The sequence below is a fragment of the Sphaerisporangium sp. NPDC049457 genome, from assembly GCF_055586705.1.
Map to the genome: position 1 here is coordinate 726,929 of NZ_JBVJHR010000001.1, position 17,949 is coordinate 744,877.

Genomic DNA, 17,949 nt, shown 5'->3' on the forward strand with positions numbered 1-17,949 from the left:
TCTCACCGCTCCGGGTCCACGAGCTTGATGCCGACGCCGCGCACCACCCGCACGTACCGGGGCTCCTGCGCCGACTCGCCCAGCTTGTTGCGCAGCCACGAGAGGTGGACGTCCACCGTCTTGTCGGCGCCGCCATAGGGCACCTGCCACACCTCGGTGAGCAGCTCCCGTTTGCCGACCACCTCCCCGGGGCGGGCGGCGAGGTAGCACAGCAGGTCGAACTCCTTCGGCCGCAGGTCCAGGACCCGGCCGTCCACGCTGGCCTCGCGGCTGCGCGGGTCGACGCGCAGCGCGCCCACGATGAGCGGCCGTCCGGCCTCCTCCTCGTCGCCTCGCAGACGGCGCAGCACCGCGCGGATGCGCGCGTCGAGCTGGACCGCGCCGAAGGGCTTGACGAGGTAGTCGTCGGCTCCGGCGTCCAGGACCCTGGCGATCTCGTGCTCGTCGTCGCGCGCCGTAGCGACGATGAGCGGGACCGGGCTCACCGCGCGGAGCATGCGGACGACTTCGTAGCCGTCCACGTCCGGCAGGCCCAGGTCGAGGATCACCAGGTCGGGGCGTTCGTCGACGGCCATGCGCAGGCCGGACATCCCCGAGTCGGCCGAGCTCATGGCGTGGCCGCGTTCGGTGAGCGCGCGCATGAGCGCGGACCGCACGGCGGCGTCGTCCTCGATCAGCAGCAGTTGCGCCACGAGCACACGCTACAGCCGCCGCCGGCGCCCTCCGCCCGTCGAGGGGCCGGCGGGCGGGTGGGGTCGCCGAGGTGGGAGCGGGCTGGCAGGCTGGGGAGCATGAACCGCCGACCGCAGCTCGCCGTGCTCGGGTGGGTCGTCGTGGCCGGCCTGACCACGGTCATCAGCACCTGGGCCGTCTCGCTGCTCGGGGAGGGCCTGTCCGACCGGGTGGTGACGCCGGTGAGCCGCGCCGACGTGGCGCGCGCTCTGTCCACCGCCACCGCCGCCCCCCGCTGGTCCGCGACGCCCGGCGGCACCCCGCCCGCCCGGGCCCGCGCGTTCACCACGGACGGGGGCTCCGTCGTGGCGGCCTGCGAGGACGGCCGAGCCGTGCTGGTCTCGTGGAGCCCGGCCCAGGGGTACGCCGTGGACGACGTGACCGCCGGCCCCGCGACCACCGCCTCACTGGAGTTCGAGTCGGACACCCGCACCGTGAAGGTGAACGTCGCCTGCCGGCAGGACACCCCCGAAATGTCAGCCACCCAGGATCAAGAACACGACTGAACCTCCCCGGGGCGGTATCGCGCCTATCCGAACGACTGCGCCTTGTGGTGCTGCGGTGTTCATTTACCTTGACCGTGCCGAAGATCTCGTCGCCCCCGTGGATGCGTTTTCTGGCGCCGAAGCGGCCGTTCATGGGTACGGCGAAACCGGCGCCACCCTTACGGCGGCCGGCCCGGCGAACGCTCGTGGACACCGCACTAAATGGTTCGAGCCTTGCCCGGGCGGAGCCGGCGGAGTGGGCAGCCTCTGGCCGGTGAGGGTCCCGGCTCTGAAGGAAGAGACCGGGCTGCCGTGGCGGCAGGCCTTCGCCGCTTGACATAGGAACATTCATCGGCGATCGTGCATGAAAGTTTGCTTTCGGCGGCGCGTGCGCACAGGTATATGCGCCATGGGCCGAAGCGTGGCAAGAGGCCGGACGCGTAACGCGCGGGGGCGACGGGCGGCGGGCGTAGGGGAGGCGCGGATGAGCGGGACTCCGAGTGCGGCTTCCGAGACGATTCCGGCTGCGGCCCCGGGAACGGTCGAGCCGGGAACGGTCGCCCCCGGTATGGGTGCTCCAGGGACGGGTCCCTCGGAGGGGGCTGCCCCAGGCGCGGTCGAGCCGGGAACGGTTGCTCCGGGTGTGGGTGCTTCGGGGGCTGCGGCGGTGGGGGGCGAGGACGCGTCGCGGGTGGCCGCGCGGCTGCAGGAGCTCGTCGAGGGGCACCGGCTGTCGCCCTCTCAGCGGCGGATCGCCCGTCACCTCATGGAACGCCCGCACGAGGCGGTGTTCCTGACCGGCAACGACATCGCCGAGGCGGTCGGCATCAGCCAGCCGTCGGTCACCCGTTTCGCCTTCGCGCTCGGCTTCGCCGGCTTCCCCGAGTTCCGCGATCACCTGCGGGCCGCGCTGCGCGACGGCCAGGACGTCCCGGCCGCGCCCGCCGCGCTGAACCCGGTACAGGCCATGATCGAGTCCGAGCTGCGCAACCTGGAGCAGTTGCGCGACGGCCTCGCCGACACCACCCGCCTCACCGAGGTGGCCGGTGCGCTGGCGGCCTCCCGGCCGCTCCCCGTGCTCGGGCTGCGGGTGTCGGCGCCGCTGGCGCACCTGTTCGGCTACCTTGCGTCCAAGGCGCACCCCGACGTCCGGGTCATCGATGCCCCCGGGTCCACCATGGAGGACCGGCTCAGCCGGGCGGCGGACGCCGGGGCCGCGTGGGTGCTCGCCTTCGGGCTGCCCCGCTACCCGCGCGAGCTGCGTGACGGGCTCGTGTGGGCCAGGCGGGCGGGGCTGCGGGTGGCGCTGGTGACCGACCACGCCGTGGGCCCGCTGGCGGAGCACGCGGACGCGGTGCTGGCGGCGCCGGTGAGCTCGCGGTTCGCCTTCGACTCGCAGGCCGCGCCGAGCGTGCTGTGCGCGGCGCTGGTCCACGCGATGCTCGGGGCGCTGCCGACGCCGGAACAGGCGTCCATCGAGGAGTTCGAGAACAGCGCCGCCGAGCGCCGCCTCTTCTTACCCGACTGATTACCCGACTGACGGCCGGCCGACGGCGGCCGGGGTGATGCGGGACGCAGGGAAGACATAGGGATGGGTGTGAGCAGGTATGACGAGGATGGGGACGATGGCGCAGCGAGGAGATGACGGGCGATGAGCGACCAGGGCCGGCGGGTGATCCGCTCTCCACGTGGCACCGAGCTGTCCTGCCAAGGCTGGCAGCAGGAGGCCGCGTTCCGGATGCTGCACAACAACCTCGACCCCGAGGTCGCCGAGCACCCCGACGAGCTGGTCGTCTACGGCGGCACCGGCAAGGCGGCGCGCGACTGGCCGTCCTTCGACGCCATCGCCCGCACGCTCCAGGGCCTCAAGCAGGACGAGACGCTGCTGGTCCAGTCCGGCCGCCCGGTCGGCGTCATGCGCACCCACGAGTGGGCGCCGCGCGTGCTGCTCGCCAACTCGAACCTCGTCGGCGACTGGGCGACCTGGGAGGAGTTCCGCCGGCTGGAGGCCCTCGGCCTGACCATGTACGGGCAGATGACGGCCGGGTCGTGGATCTACATCGGCACGCAGGGCATCCTGCAGGGCACCTACGAGACGTTCGCCGCCGTGGCCGCCAAGCGGTTCGGCGGCACCCTCGCCGGGACGGTGACGCTCACCGCCGGGCTCGGCGGGATGGGCGGCGCCCAGCCGCTCGCGGTCACCATGAACGGCGGCGTCGCCATCTGCGTCGACTGCGACCCCTCGCGCATCGCCCGGCGCATCGAGCACCGCTATCTGGACGTCCAGGCCGGCGACCTGGCGGACGCGCTGCGTCTTGCCGCCGAGGCCCGCGAGGCTCGCCGCCCGCTGTCCATCGGCCTGCTCGGCAACGCCGCCGAGGTGCTGCCCGAGATGCTCGCCATGGGCGCCCCGATCGACATCGTCACCGACCAGACCTCCGCGCACGACCCGCTGTCGTACCTGCCGGCCGGCATGGCGTTCGATGACATGCGCGAGCAGGCCGCCAAGGACCCTGCGGCCTTCACGGTGCGCGCCCGCGAGTCGATGGCCAGGCACGTGGAGGCCATGGTCGGCTTCATGGACGCCGGCGCCGAGGTGTTCGACTACGGCAACTCCATCCGCGGCGAGGCCAAGCTGGCCGGCTACGCGCGCGCCTTCGACTTCCCCGGCTTCGTGCCGGCCTACATCCGGCCGCTGTTCTGCGAGGGCAGGGGCCCGTTCCGGTGGGCGGCCCTGTCGGGCGACCCGCGGGACATCGCCGCCACCGACCGGGCGATCCTCGATCTGTTCCCCGAGAACGAGTCGCTGGCCCGCTGGATCAAGCTGGCCGGCGAGCGGGTCGCCTTCCAGGGGCTGCCCGCGCGCATCTGCTGGCTCGGGTACGGCGAGCGCGACAAGGCGGGCGCCCGGTTCAACGAGATGGTCGCCTCCGGCGAGCTGCGGGCGCCCGTGGTCATCGGCCGCGACCACCTGGACTGCGGCTCGGTGGCCTCCCCGTACCGCGAGACCGAGGGCATGCTCGACGGCTCGGACGCGATCGCCGACTGGCCGCTGCTCAACGCCATGGTCAACGTCGCCTCTGGCGCGTCCTGGGTGTCCATCCACCACGGCGGCGGCGTCGGCATCGGCCGGTCCATCCACGCCGGGCAGGTCGCCGTCGCCGACGGCACGCCTCTCGCCGCGCAGAAGCTCGAACGCGTCCTGACCAACGACCCGGGCATGGGCGTCATCCGGCACGTGGACGCCGGGTACGACCGCGCCGCCGAGGTCGCCGCCGAACGCGGCGTGCCCGTCCCCATGGCGGGCGAGGCGGCGAGGTGACAACTCCCGGCGAGGAGAGAGGAACCGCGGACGGGGCTTCCGGCGGGGCGAGAGGGACCGCGGGCGCGGGTTCCGGGGAGGCTCGGGAAGGTGTGGCGAGCGCGTCCTGCGGCGGGCCGATGAGTGTGCAGGACGGGCAGGGTGGACCGCTCCGTCCGCGCTTCGAGCGGATGTGGCGCGATCTCGCCGGCGTCGGAGCGGCCCCCGGCGGCTACCGCCGGTTCGCGTGGACGCCGGTGGACCTCGCCCTGCGCGCGTGGTTCCGCGAGCAGGCGCAAGCCCGGGGCATGACGTGCGAACGCGACCGCAACGGCAACGAATGGGCCTGGTGGGGCACCCCCGGCCCGGGGGCGATCGTCACCGGCAGCCACCTGGACAGCGTCCCGGGCGGCGGCGCCTTCGACGGGCCGCTCGGCGTGGTCTCGGCGTTCCTGGCCGTCGACCTGCTGCGCGAGCGGGGCGTCGAGCCGGAGCGTCCCATCGCGGTGGTCGACTTCACCGACGAGGAGGGCGCCCGCTTCGGCGTGGCCTGCGTCGGCAGCCGCCTGCTGACCGGGGTGCTCGCCCCCGGGGACGCCCGCGCGCTGCGCGACGCCGACGGGGTGACGCTCGACGAGGCCATGCGATCGGCCGGCGCCGACCCGGACGCGCTGGGCCGCGACGAGGAGGCCCTGGGCCGCATCGGCGCCTTCGTCGAACTGCACATCGAGCAGGGACGCGGGCTCGCCGACCTGGACGCGCCGGTCGGCGTGGCCGGCGCCATCTGGCCGCACGGCCGCTGGCGGTGCGCCTTCCACGGCAAGGCCGACCACGCGGGGACCACCCGGCTGGCCGACCGGCACGACCCCATGCAGCCGTTCGCCGCCACCGTCCTGGCCGCCAGGCAGGCCGCGCTGCGGCTCGGCGCGCTGGCGACGTTCGGCAAGGTCATGGTCGACCCCAACGGCACCAACGCGATCCCGTCCAAGGTCGAGGCCTGGCTCGACGGCCGTGCCCCCGACGCGGAGACCGTTCGCGAGCTGGTGGTCAAGGTCACCGCCGCCGCCGAGGCGGCGGCCGCCGAGCACGGCGTCCGGGTGGAGGTCGCGGAGGAGTCCTGGACCCCCGAGGTGCGGTTCGGCGGCGAACTGCGCGAGCGCCTCTCGGCCGCCCTCGGCGGCGTCCCCACCCTGCCCACCGGCGCGGGGCACGACGCCGGCATCCTGTCGGCGTACGCGCCGACCGCGATGCTGTTCGTCCGCAACCCGACCGGCGTCAGCCACAGCCCCGCCGAGCACGCGGAGACCGCGGACTGCCTGGCCGGCGTCGAGGCCCTCGCCGCCGTCCTTGAGGACCTCGCATGCCACTGAGGGTTCCCTCGCGCCGCACGGCTTCGCACTCCCGCGCCGGCCATCCCGGCCACCATGGCCACCCTGGCACCACGGGCATCGCGGCCGCGAGAGGACGTCGGCGCCGATGACCACCGTCTTCTACGCCGACCACGCCTGGCTGGGCGGGGACGCCGCGGTCGCCGGTGTGGTGATCGAGGTCAGGGACGGCCGGATCACGGTCGTCCGCCAGGGGGAGTCCTCGCCGCCGCCCGGCGCCGTACGGCTGCGCGGCGTCACCGTCCCCGGGTTCGCCAACGCCCACTCGCACGCCTTCCACCGGGCGCTGCGCGGGCGCACCCAGCGCGAGCGCGGCACCTTCTGGACCTGGCGCGAGCGGATGTACCGCGCCGCCGCCCGCCTCACCCCCGACGGCTACCACGCCCTCGCCAGGGCCGTGTACGCCGAGATGGCGATGGCCGGCGTCACCTGCGTCGGCGAGTTCCACTACGTCCACCACGACAACGGGGGACGGCCCTACGCCTCGCCCAACGTGATGGGGGAGGCGCTGATCGCCGCCGCGGCGGACGCCGGCGTCCGCGTCACGCTGCTGGACGCCTGCTATCTGCGCGGCGGTTTCGGGATGCCGCTCGAAGGCCCGCAGCTGCGCTTCGGCGACGGCGACGCCGCCGCCTGGGCGCGGCGGGTCTCGGCCCTGGAGGGCGGGCCGCACGCACGCGTCGGCGCCGCGATCCACTCGGTGCGCGCGGTGCCGCCCGAGGAGGTCGAGACGGTGGCCGGCTGGGCCCGCGACCGGGGCGCGCCGCTGCACTTCCACCTGTCGGAGCAGGTCGCCGAGAACGAGGCGTGCCTGTCCGCCTACGGCCGGACTCCGGCGGAGCTGCTGGAGGAGAACGGCGCCCTCGGCCCGGCGTCCACGGCCGTGCACGCCACTCACCTCACCCCCGCCGACGTCGACCGGCTCGGGGCCTCCCGCACGGGCGTGTGCATGTGCCCGACGACCGAACGCGACCTCGCCGACGGCATCGGCCCGGCCCGCGCGCTCGCGGAGGCGGGTTCGCCGCTCTCGCTCGGCAGCGACAGCAACGCCGTCGTGGACCTGCTGGAGGAGGCGCGCGGCGTCGAGATGGACGAGCGCCTGGCCACCCGGCGCCGAGGCCACTGGCGGGCCGCCGACCTGCTCCGGGCCGCCACCTCCGGCGGGCACGCCTCGCTCGGCTGGCCGGAGGCGGGCCGCATCGAGGCGGGCGCCCCGGCCGACTTCGCCACGCTCGCGCTCGACACCGTGCGGACGGCGGGCTGGTCGCCGGACTGCCTGGTGGAGACGGTGGTGTTCGCCGCCACGGCGGCCGACGTCCGCGACGTCGTCGTGGCCGGCCGGCTCATCGTCGCCGACGGCCGCCACCTGACCGTCCCCGACGTCCCCGCCGCCCTGTCCTCGGCCATCGCCCCGCTCATCTGACGACCGGCGCGTACGGGCCGCGCCGTCCGGCGATGCAGCGGATCGGGGGCGGGAGGCGTTGTAAAGGCATGGACAACAAGACGGCCGCTCGCGCGCCCTCGCCGCCCGGGGCCGCCACGGCGCTGGCGGCCCTGTACGGCGACCACCGGCTCTCGCTGGTGCGCCTGGCCATGCTGCTGGTCGGCGACCGGGAGAGCGCCGAGGACATCGTGCAGGACGTCTTCTCCCGGCTGCACGCCAAGCGCCCTGAGACCTGCACCCTGGCGTACGTCCGCGTCTGCGTGCTGAACGCCTCCCGCTCGGCGCTGCGCAGGCGCGGCGTGGCCGCCCGGGTGACGCGGGCGCGGACGGCGGACCCGGCGGACATGGCCGGCACGGTGGACTCCGCGGAGACGGCCGCGCTGCTGGGAGAGTCGCGGCAGGAGATGCTCGCCGCGCTCGACCGGCTGCCCAGGCGGCAGCGGGAGGTCCTCGTCCTGCGCTACTACCTCGACCTGTCCGACGCCGACATCGCCCGGGCGACGCGCATCGGGGAGAGCAGCGTGCGGTCCACCGTCTCAAGGGGCTTGGACAGACTGCAGCGCGAACTGGGAGGAAAGGCATGACGAGCATCGAGGACCGGCTCAGGGACGCGCTGGCCGCCAAGGCCGAGACCGTGCGGGACGACGGGGAGTTCCGCACCCTGCCCGCGCCGCGCCCGCGTGAGCGCCGGTGGCGGGCGCCGGTGGCGGTGGCGGCCGCGATGGCGGCCGTGGCCGTGGGCACGTTCGTGGGGACGCGCACGGTCACGGTCGCGCGACCCGTACCCGCGGTGACCCCGGCATATCCGACACCCCACATCGGCCCCCTCGCGCCGCCGATCAAGCAGGTGTGGCCGGGCGCGGTGCACGAGATCCCGGTCACGGGGCCGGGCGGCAGGGTGTTCGAGCCCAGCGCGTTCGCCGGCGACCGGGTGGTGGTGGGGCGGGGGCTCACCCGCAACCGGCTCGACGGGCTGTGGTCCTACGACCTGGACCGGCGGAGGTTCACCAGGATCGCGTCGCTCACGGACCCGAACACGATGGACGGGCCGCCGGTCGCCGGCGACGGGTACGTGGCGTGGTCGGTGTACCGTGACCGCAGGACGGAGATCTGGACGGTGCCGGTCACCGGCGGCGTCCCGCGCCGGATCGCCTCGGTCACGGCCGCGCTGACCGGTGACGGCTCCTACCACGGGATCGACCTCGCCATCGCCGACGGCATGGCCGTGTGGTCGCCGTCCGGCGGCGGCGTCTACCGGGCCCCGCTGACGGGCGGCGGCGCTTCCCTCATCAGCGGCACGAAGGGCTTCAAACTGGTCGAATGGCCGTGGGCCGGGTGGCCTTCGCGGGACGCGCCTACGGACACGACCGTCCCGCGTCCCACGGAGCACCTGAAGAACGTGGTCACCGGCGAGCTCAGGGACGCGGTCCCTCCCGCCGGGCGATCGTCGTGGGAGGCCTGCGGGGTGAGCTGGTGCCACAACAACCGGGAGACGTGGCGCCGCGACGGAACCGGCCTGCGCGAGCTGCCGGGGACGGCCCACGGGGAGCTCTACTCGGGACGCTTCGTCCTGATCGGCCAGAAGAACCGCGCCGGGAAGGGGGCGAGCGCCGTGCACGACCTCGCCACCGGACGCACCGGCCTGCTGTTCCCGACGCCGACGCGCCGGGGCGACAAGGCCTCTCCCACCCTCTACCTCCAGGATGGCGTGTTCTGGTACCGGACGGGGCGGGGCACCCAGGTTCTGGTCGACCTGGCCGCCGCCGGCCGGTGAGACGCGCCGGGGAAGGCGCAGGCCGCCGGTCCGGGCAGGCCCGGCGGCGCCGTCACCCGGGGGTAGGAGATCATGGTGGTGCCGGCGGGGTCCGGGGTGAGCAGGGGAGCGAGTGCGGGAGATGAGCGCGAGATGGACGCCGAGGGCGGTTACGGGCCGCATGGCGCGAGCGAGGCGGGGATGAGCGGGTCCGGGCCGCATGGTGCGAGCGGGGCGGGGATGAGCGGGTCCGGGGCGCGGGCGGGGCGGGCATGAGCGGCTTCGTGATCGACGGCATCGGGGCGCTGGTCACCAACGACCCCGGCCTCGGCCGGGGGCCTCTCGGCGTCGTGGACGACGCCGCGCTGCTCGTCGAGGACGGGCGCGTCGCCTGGGCGGGCCGAAGGACGCGCCTGCCCGAGGGCGCGGGGGACGAGCGGTACGACGCGGGCGGCAGGGCGGTCATCCCCGGGTTCGTGGACAGCCACGCCCACCTGGTGTTCGCCGGAGACCGCACCCGCGAGTTCGAGGCGCGGATGTCCGGCCGCCCCTACACCGCAGGCGGCATCCGCACCACGGTCGCGGCCACGCGCGAGGCGAGCGACGACGCGCTGCGGGCCAACGTGCGCCGCCTGGTCGCCGAGGCGCTGCGTTCGGGCACGACCACGATCGAGTGCAAGTCCGGATACGGCCTCACGGTGGAGGACGAGGCGCGGAGCCTGCGCCTGGCGGCCGAGCACACCGACGAGGTCACCTACCTGGGCGCCCACGTGGTGCCGCCGGAGTTCGCCGGCGACCCCGACGCCTACGCCGAGCTGGCCGCAGGGGCGATGCTCGACGCGTGCGCCCCGCACGCGCGGTGGATCGACGTCTTCTGCGACCGCGGGGCGTTCGACGGTGACCAGACCAGGGCGATCCTCGCCGCGGGCAAGGCGAAAGGCCTGGTGCCGCGCGTGCACGCCGGGCAGCTCGAAGCCGGGCCGGGGGTGGGCATCGCGGTCGAGCTGGGCGCCGCCTCGGCCGACCACCTGACCCATCTGACCGGCGCCGACGTCGAGGCGCTGGCGGGCGGCGACACGGTGGCCACGCTGCTGCCGGGCGCAGAGTTCTCCACCCGTTCCCCCTACCCGGACGCGCGCCGGCTCATCGACGCCGGGGCCACGGTGGCGCTGGCCGCCGACTGCAACCCGGGGTCCAGCTACACCACGAGCATGCCGTTCTGCGTGGCGCTGGCCGTGCGCGACATGCGCATGACGCCCGACGAGGCCGTGTGGGCGGCCACCATGGGCGGCGCCCGCGCTCTGCGCCGGACCGACGTGGGCCGCCTGTCGCCGGGCGCGCGCGCCGACATCGTCGTGCTGGACGCCCCCTCGCACGTGCACCTGTCCTACCGCCCCGGCGTCCCCCTGGTGACGCGCGTCTGGAAGGACGGCCGGCCGGCGGCGTCCTCGTCCGGGTGAGGGCGGCGCGCCCGCGCCGCCGCTCCCCAGGTACGGACGAAGCCCCGGCGGCCGGTGCCGTCGGGGCTTCGTCATGGGCGGGTGCGCGGCCCGCCGGGGTGGCGCGGGGCTACTTGCCGAAGCCGGCGGTGAGGCCGCTGAGGAGCTGGCGGCGGCCGACGACGTACAGCACCAGGATGGGCAGGGTGGTCAGGACCACGGAGGCCAGCACGGCCGGGACGTTGACGCCGTGGTCGCCCTGGAAGGTCCACAGCGCCAGCGGCAGCGTCCGCTTGGTCGGGTCCTGGGTGAGGATCAGGGGCAGCAGGAAGTTGTTCCAGGTGTGCAGCCCGTTGTAGATCGTCACCGTCACCACCGCCGGCCGGGTGAGCGGGAACGCCAGGCGCCACAGGATCACCCACGTGCTCGCGCCGTCCATCCGCATCGACTCGAACAGCTCTTTGGGCACGTCGCGGATGAAGTTGGCCAGCACCAGCACCGACAGCGGGATGGCGAAGGCGATCGACGGCAGGATCATCGCCGTCAGCGTGTCGTACAGCTGGAGCCGGATGATGATCAGGTAGATCGGGATGATCACCGCCTGCAGCGGGATGGCCAGGCCCATCATGAACAGCCCTCTGACCCCGCTCAGGAAGCGGCCGCCGCCGCTGCGCACGATGGCGAAGGCGGCCATGAACGAGAAGGCCACCGCGGGGATGATCGCGCCGGCGGTGACGATGACGCTGTTGATGAAGTACTGCGCGAAGTCCGCCTCGATGACGGCCCGGTAGTTCTCCAGGGTCGGTTCGAGCGGGGGCGCGAGCGGGTTGGCCGCGTAGTAGCTCGACTGGGCCTTGAAGCTCGTGATGACGATCCAGTAGATGGGCACGATGACGATGACCAGCCACAGCCAGCCGGCCGCGCCGCCCAGCCAGTTGCGGTGGCGGGTCGGCTTTCCGGCGCGGCCCTGGTCGCGGCGCTCGGCCGTGCGGTCGGGGGCCTCGACGACGGTCGTCCCCATGTCAGGCTCCGTCCATCTGGCTGGTGCTGTCGTTTCCGCCGCCGAGCCGGCGCAGCAGCAGCGCCAGAACGAGGCCGACCAGGACGAGGATGACGGCGATCGCGCTGGCCGGGCCCATGAGGTTGGCCTGGAAACCCCGCTTGTACATGTCCAGGGCGAGCACGCGGGTCGCGTCCCCCGGGCCGCCGGCGGTCAGCACGAAGATCAGGTCGAAGAAGGTCAGCGACCCCACCACCATGAGCGTCGAGGAGGTGATGATCGTGTACTTCAGCTGCGGCAGGGTGATGCTGAAGAACGTGCGGACGCGCCCGGCGCCGTCGATCTCGGCGGCCTCGTACATCGACTTCGGGATCTGCCGCACCCCGCCCTGGTAGATCAGCGAGTGGAACGGGATGTACTGCCACGACACCACGAAGATCACCACGCTGAAGGCGAGATGGCCCTCTCCCAGCCAGTCCTGGCGCAGCAGATCGAGTCCGAGCCCCGCGCCGAGGCCGAAGTTCGGGTCGAGCAGCGCCTTGTAGGCGACGGCGATGGCCGCCGAGCTGAGCAGGAGCGGGATGAAGTACAGCACCGCCAGCACCGCGCGGTAGCGCTGGGCGCCGGCCAGGAACACCCCGAGCAGCAGGCTCATCGGCGTCTGGACGGCCCAGGAGGCGGCCACCACCAGGAACGTCACCCACAGCGCGTGCGGGAGCCCGGGGTCGGACAGGACGGCGCGCCAGCTCGTCAGGCCGGACGGCTGGATGACGCCGACCTGGTCCCAGGTGGTGAAGCTGAGCAGCAGGACGCCGATCAGCGGGATCACGGCGAACGCGACGAAGACGAGCAGGGCGGGCAGGGCCAGCCACGCGAGGGAGCGCTCCCCGCCGCGCGTGGCGGCGGACGGGTTCCCTCGCGGGGCGGGGGCCGCGAGCGTGCTCACTTGCCGATGACCGCGTTCATGTTGGTCGCGAACTGCTGGGGGGAGATGGACAGCTGGAAGAGCTTGGAGATGTTGTCCAGCAGCACCTCGGCCGCCGTCGGGCTGAGCGCCTGGTCCCACGACTGGGCGAACACCTTGGCGTTGCTGGCGATGTCGTACTGGAACTTCAGCCACTCGGCGTCCTTGGAGGCCGCCAGCAGGCTGTCGGTGCCCTTGACGATCGGCACCGACCCCGCCTTGTCGATCCAGTCCTTGACCTCCTGGTCGGTGGACAGCCCGGTGGCGAGGAACTTCTTGGCGATCTCCTTCTCCTCCGGGGTGGCCTTGGAGGAGATGGACAGGTACTGGGCGGGGTTGCCGACGGTGTCGGAGATGTCGCCCTTGCCGCCGTCGATCGGCGGGAAGTTCATGTAGCCCAGGCCGCCGCTCGGCACGAAGTCACCGCCCTGGTCCTTCTGGACGCCGTAGGACCAGGTGCCGTGGAGCATCATCGCGGCCTTGCCGGTGTACAGCAGCGCCTGGTCGGCGTTGGAGTCGGCGGTGATGGAGGAGAAGCCCTTGATGAAGCCGCCGGCCTTGACCAGTTCCTGCACCTTGGCCAGGGCCTCCAGGGAGGCCGGGTTGTTCCAGGCGTCCTTCTCGCCGTCGAACACGGCCTGGAAGACCTCCGAACCGCCGATGCGGTCGTACAGGAACTCCAGCCACATCATGTTGGTCCAGCGCGACTGCCCGGCCAGGGAGAACGGGGCGATGCCCTTGGCGTTGAACTTGGGCACCAGGTCCATGATGTCGCCCCAGGTCTCCGGGGGCTTGGCGCCGACCTGCTCGAACACCTTCTTGTTGTAGAACATGACGATCGGCTGCACGCGCTCGATGGGGAGCGCGTAGACCTTGCCGTCGATGGTGCCGGCGGCGAAGGCGGAGTCGAACAGCCGGTCCTTGACCGCGGCGTTCTGCTCCAGCCACGGGGTCAGGTCGTCGACCTGGCCGGCCTGCGCGTAGCTGCGCAGGGTGCCGCCGCCCCAGCCGAAGATGAGCGTGGGCGCCTGGCCGGCGCCGATCGCCGTCTTGACCTTGGTCTTGTAGGCGTCGTTCTGGAAGGGCGTGGCGGTGATCTGGCCGTTGGGGTTGGCCTGGTTGAACCGGTCCACGACCGCCTTGCGGATGCCCTCCGCGGGCTGCGTGGACAGGTACCAGTAAGTGGCCTTGGGGCCGTTGCCCCCGCCGCTGCCGCCGGCGCCGCCGGCGCCGCCGCTCGTGCCTGGCCCGGAAGTGCCGCAGGCCGCGAGCGCGGCTCCGAGGGGCAGGCCGAGCGAGAGGCTGAGGAAGGTGCGGCGGGATGTTGACCTGGGCTCCACGCTGATCTCCGTACTCGAGCACCGCGGACCGGCCGCGGCTCCATGGGCGTCGATGCGGCGGTCGGCGGGCCGCGCGACCGGCGACATTCGCTGCCGGTCAGCTACTCATTTGGAGGCGGCTCGCCGAAACTTTTCGATATGTATGCGACATTATGGACGGGCTCGCCAATCTAGATTTCCGCATGTCGGCCTGTCAAGACACGCTTTCATCACATCGAAACATTCCGAAATGTTCGGGACTGCGTTAGCTCATGTCAGGAGCCTGTTCGGGCCAGCCCCCGGACAGCACCCGGGTGACGGCGGTGTTCAGGATGCGCACGCCGTGGGTGGAACCGGGGTTCAGGCCGGTCAGCTCGCGGACCCGCCGCAGGCGGTAGTCGAGCGTGCGGGGATGGATGTGCAGGGCGGCCGCGGTGAGCAGCCGGTTCATGTCACAGCGATAGTAGACCTCCAGGGTGGTCAGCAGGTCGGGTCCCGCGCCCAGCCGGCGGGCCATCCCGCGCAGCCACTCGTCGACCTGGGGAAGCTGGACCGCGCCGAGCTCGACGAACACGTCCTGCATGCCGTGGACGCGGCGCGGGACCTTCTGGACGGGCGCCACCTGGCTCACCTGACGGGCCAGTGAGAGCGCGCCGGCCAGCGCGTGGACGCGCCCGGAGGCCGAGCCGGCCGAGCAGGGCCGGCCGATGGCCATGGAGAACTCCCGGGCGAGGGCCAGTGCGCGGTCCGTCGCCGTCGCCGGCGCGCCGCCGCCTTCCGGCACCAGCGCCACGAACTCCCCGCGGGAGGGCCAGGCCAGGGGGATCCGGTGCGCCCCGACCAGCGTGTCGACGATCTCGTCCCGCATCCGCTCCGCCCAGCGGAACGGCCGGCCCGCGACGCGCACGACCGTCACCAGGTAGCGCTCGGGGACGGGCATACAGATGTTGTCGGCCAGGTCGGGGGCGGCCGGGTCGTCGGCGAGGAGCATCTTGGCGAGGAGCTGGACGCGGGTGACCAGGGGCAGGTGCTGCTGCTGTCCTTCCATGTACCCGCGGGTGTAGGCGTTCTGCGCGATCACCCCCTGGGGCGCGACCCAGCCGAGGGTCTGCATCAGGGCGTCCAGGTCGTCGGGGCCGGCCGCGTCCTTGATCTCGCTGAGCGTGAGGCTGGAGTGCAGGACGAGCACCCGCCGGTGGGAGGCCAGGGACACGCCCGTCTCGCCGCGCTCCCTGCCGACCGACGCTATGTAGGCGAGGTCCTGATCGTCGAAGGGCTGGTCGTCCTCGGCGAGGGAGATCATGCGGCGGCGCAGGATCACCGCGAAATCCATTAAAGAGCTGCGCCCGCGGGAGGCCGCTGACATCATGCGGTATTCGGACAGTTCCCGTGCGTAGACTTCCACCGCATGACGGGCGTTGGCGTCAAGCCTATTGCGCAGCACGCCGAATAAGTTTCCCATGTGAGCCCTCGGTCGGTCAGGGACGCGGGTCGCAAGGGATGCTACAGATCAAGTCCTGACATAGGCCACCCTGGCCGGAATAGTCCGAAATGCGGATTACCGGTGTCCGCTTACGTGACATCACGAAGCTCCCGATGCCGACGGCGAGCGTGTGGTCAATAGATTTACCGAACTTCGTGAAGAATGATGAAGAATCCGGTCCGCGCTACGTGAGTTCGGGCGGCGCTACCTACTGTTGTGCTGCCGTCGCCGCTGTGCCAATGGCCGCCACTCCGCCGAGGGTTCACCCCTGCCGCCTGCGGACACAGGCCGCCCGTGCAATGGAAGGAAGGCATCCGTGCCCGATCTGATCGGCATCGAAACCCGGGCCGCAGGACCGGTCGTGCGGAGGCGACGAGGAATCCGGACCGGCGCGAGCGCGCCGTAGGAGTCGACGGTCATACGTTTTCGCCGGAACGTGAAAGTTTCAGATCGCGGGCCGGCATGGACGATCCTCACAACCCGCGTCCCGGAGGTTTCCCATTATTTCCCCCATGTTACGAATGCTAGAGATCCATCGTGTGAGAGCGCTCCCACGGCGGGAGCGCGAGGGTCCGGACATTCCAGGTCGGTAATCGTCTCCGTCCTTTCGGGTGGGTGCCGCTCGAAGGCCAGTCCTGTCGATCATGACCGTGCAGAACACGGCTCATGAGCATTTGTACGGTTCATGTCGGTGAACGCTGTGCGCTGCAGGGTGATAGGGATGGAATTCAAGATCCTCGGACCGATCGAGGCCAGGGCGTCCCACGGGAAGCCGATCGAACTCGGGCGGCGAAAACAGAGGGTGCTGCTCGCCGCCCTGCTGCTCAACGCGGGCACGGCGATCCCCAGCCAGCGGATGCTCGACTGGCTGTGGGGCGAGCGGGCTCCCGCCAACGCCGAGGCCAACCTCTACACCTACATCTCCGCGCTGCGCAGGGCGCTCGGCGCTCCGTCCCGCATCGAGGCGGGCTCCCAGGGGTACGTGCTGAGCGTCGCCCCCGGCGAGATCGACGCGACGTTGTTCGAGGAACTCGCAGCGCAGGGGCACCGGGCGCTGTCAGAAGGGCGCAACGATGTCGCGCTCGAACGGCTGACCCGGGCCCTCGGCCTGTGGCGCGCCGAGACCGTCCTGGAAGGACTGCCGCTGCCCGCGCCGCTGCGCGGGGCGGCCGCCCGGCTGGAGCGGCTGCGGGCCACCGTCGTGGACGGCTCGCTGGAGGCCAGGCTCGCGCTGGGCCGCCACAGCGAGGTGCTCGCCGACCTTGAGACGCTCACCCGCAGGGATCCGCTGAACGAGCGGCTCAAGGCCCAGCTCATGCTGGCCCTGTACCGCTCCGGCTGCCGCGCCGACGCGCTCGCGGTCTACCAGGCGGCGCGCAAGACGCTCGCCGCGGAGCTCGGCATCGATCCCGGCCCCGACCTGACCGTCATGCACCGGCGGATCCTCGCCGACGACCCCTCCCTGGCCCCGCCGCCGGCGGTCGCCCCGCGCAGGATCCTCGCCCCGGCCGAGCTGCCGATCGACCCGGCCGCGTTCACCGGGCGGACCCGCGAGATCGCCCGGCTGCGGACGGCGCTGACCTCCGAGGGCGCCGGCGCGGTCGTCGTCTCCGCGGTCATCGGTGCGGCCGGCGTCGGCAAGTCCGCGCTCGCCGTACACGTCGCCCACCAGGCCGCCGACCGGTTCCCCGACGGGCGGCTCTATGTGAACCTGCACGGCTCCACCCCCGACGTCGCGCCCCTGCGCCCGGCCGGCGTCCTCGCCCGCCTGCTGCGCTCCCTCGGCGACGACTCCGCCGCGCGGGCCGACGTGGACGAGGCCGCCGCGCGGTTCCGCTCGCTGACCGACGGCAGGCGCCTGCTGCTCCTGCTGGACAACGCCCGCGACGCCGCGCAGGTACGGCCGCTGCTGCCGGCCAGCCCCGCCTGCCGCGTGCTGATCACCGCCCGCCGGATGCTCACCTCGCTGGACGCCGTCGCCCACCTTCGCCTCGGCGTCATGGCCGACGACGAGGCCCTCATCCTGCTCAGCCGCCTGATCGGCGAGGAGCGCGTCGCCGCCGACCCGCCGGCCGCCCGCGCGATCGCGCAACTGTGCGGCGGCCTGCCCCTGGCGGTCAGGATCGCCGCCGCCCGGCTCGTCGCCAGGCCCGGCCTGTCGCCGCGCGCCCTCGCCGGCCGTCTCGCGGTCGAGGAGCACCGCCTGTCGGAGCTCCAGGCCGACGACCGCGCCGTGCGGGCGTGCTTCATGATGAGCTACCGCGGCCTGGACGCCGAGGAGGCCCGGATGTTCCGGCTGCTGAGCCTGCTCGGAGCGGCCGACATCGGTCTCGGCGCCGCCGCGGCCCTGGCCGACCGCCCGCAGGACGAGGCCGCCGACCTGCTGGACCGCCTCGCGGACGTCCACCTGCTGCACGCCTGGGCCCCCGGCCGGTACCGCATGCACGACCTGCTGCGCCTGTTCGCCCGCGAACGTGCCCGGCAGGAGGACACCGAGCAGGAGCGGGCCCAGGCCGTGCGGCGGGCGCTGCGCGCATCTCTGGCGCGCGGCGACGCCGGCCTGCGCACGGACGCCGACCTACACACATTTGTATGGAGCCGGGCATAGCACCAGTCCACACCATGGCGACATGTCTCTCTT

General features: G+C 72.9%; 14 protein-coding genes. 9 read left to right on the forward strand and 5 right to left on the reverse strand.

From position 1 onward, the window contains the following. Positions 1-2 precede the first annotated feature (2 nt). The gene (locus ACZ6QO_RS03000; protein ID WP_465847065.1) at positions 3-692 is read right to left on the reverse strand and encodes a response regulator transcription factor; all 690 of its coding nucleotides are present in this window, start codon (positions 690-692) and stop codon (positions 3-5) included. A gap of 99 nt (positions 693-791) precedes the next feature. On the opposite strand from ACZ6QO_RS03000, the gene ACZ6QO_RS03005 reads away from it, so the two are divergent. The 8 genes from ACZ6QO_RS03005 to hutI all read left to right on the forward strand — a co-directional run bounded on the left by ACZ6QO_RS03005 (position 792) and on the right by hutI (position 10,563). Next, a complete protein-coding gene (locus ACZ6QO_RS03005; protein WP_465847066.1) occupies positions 792-1,238 on the forward strand; it encodes a hypothetical protein in 447 nt (148 codons plus the stop codon). A 670-nt stretch (positions 1,239-1,908) separates the two neighbouring features. After that, a complete protein-coding gene (locus ACZ6QO_RS03010) occupies positions 1,909-2,745 on the forward strand; it encodes a MurR/RpiR family transcriptional regulator (RefSeq protein WP_465847068.1) in 837 nt (278 codons plus the stop codon). Between the two features lie 123 nt (positions 2,746-2,868). Continuing rightward, positions 2,869-4,539, forward strand: coding sequence for a urocanate hydratase (gene hutU / locus ACZ6QO_RS03015; protein ID WP_465847070.1), 1,671 nt, complete (start codon positions 2,869-2,871; stop codon positions 4,537-4,539). 119 nt (positions 4,540-4,658) lie between these two features. Further along, positions 4,659-5,888: an allantoate amidohydrolase gene (locus ACZ6QO_RS03020; RefSeq protein WP_465847072.1), complete on the forward strand. Its 1,230-nt coding sequence runs from the start codon at positions 4,659-4,661 to the stop codon at positions 5,886-5,888. 106 nt (positions 5,889-5,994) lie between these two features. Further along, positions 5,995-7,329 (forward strand): formimidoylglutamate deiminase, encoded by a 1,335-nt coding sequence (locus ACZ6QO_RS03025; RefSeq protein WP_465847074.1) that lies wholly within the window; start codon positions 5,995-5,997, stop codon positions 7,327-7,329. A gap of 68 nt (positions 7,330-7,397) precedes the next feature. After that, on the forward strand, positions 7,398-7,934 hold the full coding sequence (locus ACZ6QO_RS03030) for an RNA polymerase sigma factor (RefSeq protein WP_465847075.1): 537 nt from the start codon (positions 7,398-7,400) through the stop codon (positions 7,932-7,934). After that, complete coding sequence (locus ACZ6QO_RS03035; protein WP_465847077.1) at positions 7,931-9,124, forward strand: TolB-like translocation protein; 1,194 nt, start codon at positions 7,931-7,933, stop codon at positions 9,122-9,124. The genes ACZ6QO_RS03030 and ACZ6QO_RS03035 overlap by 4 nt, the downstream gene beginning before the upstream one ends. A 251-nt stretch (positions 9,125-9,375) precedes the next feature. Beyond that, complete coding sequence (hutI, locus tag ACZ6QO_RS03040; RefSeq protein ID WP_465847079.1) at positions 9,376-10,563, forward strand: imidazolonepropionase; 1,188 nt, start codon at positions 9,376-9,378, stop codon at positions 10,561-10,563. A 109-nt stretch (positions 10,564-10,672) separates the two neighbouring features. Here the strand turns inward: hutI and ACZ6QO_RS03045 are convergent, their stop codons facing one another. The 4 genes from ACZ6QO_RS03045 to ACZ6QO_RS03060 all read right to left on the reverse strand — a co-directional run bounded on the left by ACZ6QO_RS03045 (position 10,673) and on the right by ACZ6QO_RS03060 (position 15,146). Further along, positions 10,673-11,563: a carbohydrate ABC transporter permease gene (locus ACZ6QO_RS03045; protein ID WP_465847081.1), complete on the reverse strand. Its 891-nt coding sequence runs from the start codon at positions 11,561-11,563 to the stop codon at positions 10,673-10,675. 1 nt (position 11,564) lies between these two features. Next, entirely contained in the window at positions 11,565-12,488 is a 924-nt protein-coding gene (locus tag ACZ6QO_RS03050; protein WP_465847083.1) for a carbohydrate ABC transporter permease, read from the reverse strand. Next, entirely contained in the window at positions 12,485-13,846 is a 1,362-nt protein-coding gene (locus tag ACZ6QO_RS03055; RefSeq protein ID WP_465847085.1) for an extracellular solute-binding protein, read from the reverse strand. The genes ACZ6QO_RS03050 and ACZ6QO_RS03055 overlap by 4 nt, the downstream gene beginning before the upstream one ends. A 244-nt stretch (positions 13,847-14,090) precedes the next feature. Further along, complete coding sequence (locus ACZ6QO_RS03060; RefSeq protein WP_465847086.1) at positions 14,091-15,146, reverse strand: PucR family transcriptional regulator; 1,056 nt, start codon at positions 15,144-15,146, stop codon at positions 14,091-14,093. Between the two features lie 883 nt (positions 15,147-16,029). Between ACZ6QO_RS03060 and ACZ6QO_RS03065 the strand changes: the two genes are divergently transcribed. Further along, entirely contained in the window at positions 16,030-17,916 is a 1,887-nt protein-coding gene (locus ACZ6QO_RS03065; protein ID WP_465847088.1) for an AfsR/SARP family transcriptional regulator, read from the forward strand. Positions 17,917-17,949: the final 33 nt, after the last annotated feature.

Excerpts from the sequence above, each read along its gene's own strand:
- ACZ6QO_RS03005 (WP_465847066.1), top strand. The coding sequence starts at position 792 with ATGAACCGCCGACCGCAGCTCGCCGTGCTCGGGTGGGTCGTCGTGGCC.
- hutU (WP_465847070.1), top strand. The coding sequence starts at position 2,869 with ATGAGCGACCAGGGCCGGCGGGTGATCCGCTCTCCACGTGGCACCGAG.
- ACZ6QO_RS03020 (WP_465847072.1), top strand. The coding sequence starts at position 4,659 with ATGAGTGTGCAGGACGGGCAGGGTGGACCGCTCCGTCCGCGCTTCGAG.
- ACZ6QO_RS03025 (WP_465847074.1), top strand. The coding sequence starts at position 5,995 with ATGACCACCGTCTTCTACGCCGACCACGCCTGGCTGGGCGGGGACGCC.
- ACZ6QO_RS03030 (WP_465847075.1), top strand. The coding sequence starts at position 7,398 with ATGGACAACAAGACGGCCGCTCGCGCGCCCTCGCCGCCCGGGGCCGCC.
- ACZ6QO_RS03035 (WP_465847077.1), top strand. The coding sequence starts at position 7,931 with ATGACGAGCATCGAGGACCGGCTCAGGGACGCGCTGGCCGCCAAGGCC.
- hutI (WP_465847079.1), top strand. The coding sequence starts at position 9,376 with ATGAGCGGCTTCGTGATCGACGGCATCGGGGCGCTGGTCACCAACGAC.
- ACZ6QO_RS03045 (WP_465847081.1), bottom strand. The coding sequence starts at position 11,563 with ATGGGGACGACCGTCGTCGAGGCCCCCGACCGCACGGCCGAGCGCCGC.
- ACZ6QO_RS03065 (WP_465847088.1), top strand. The coding sequence starts at position 16,030 with ATGGAATTCAAGATCCTCGGACCGATCGAGGCCAGGGCGTCCCACGGG.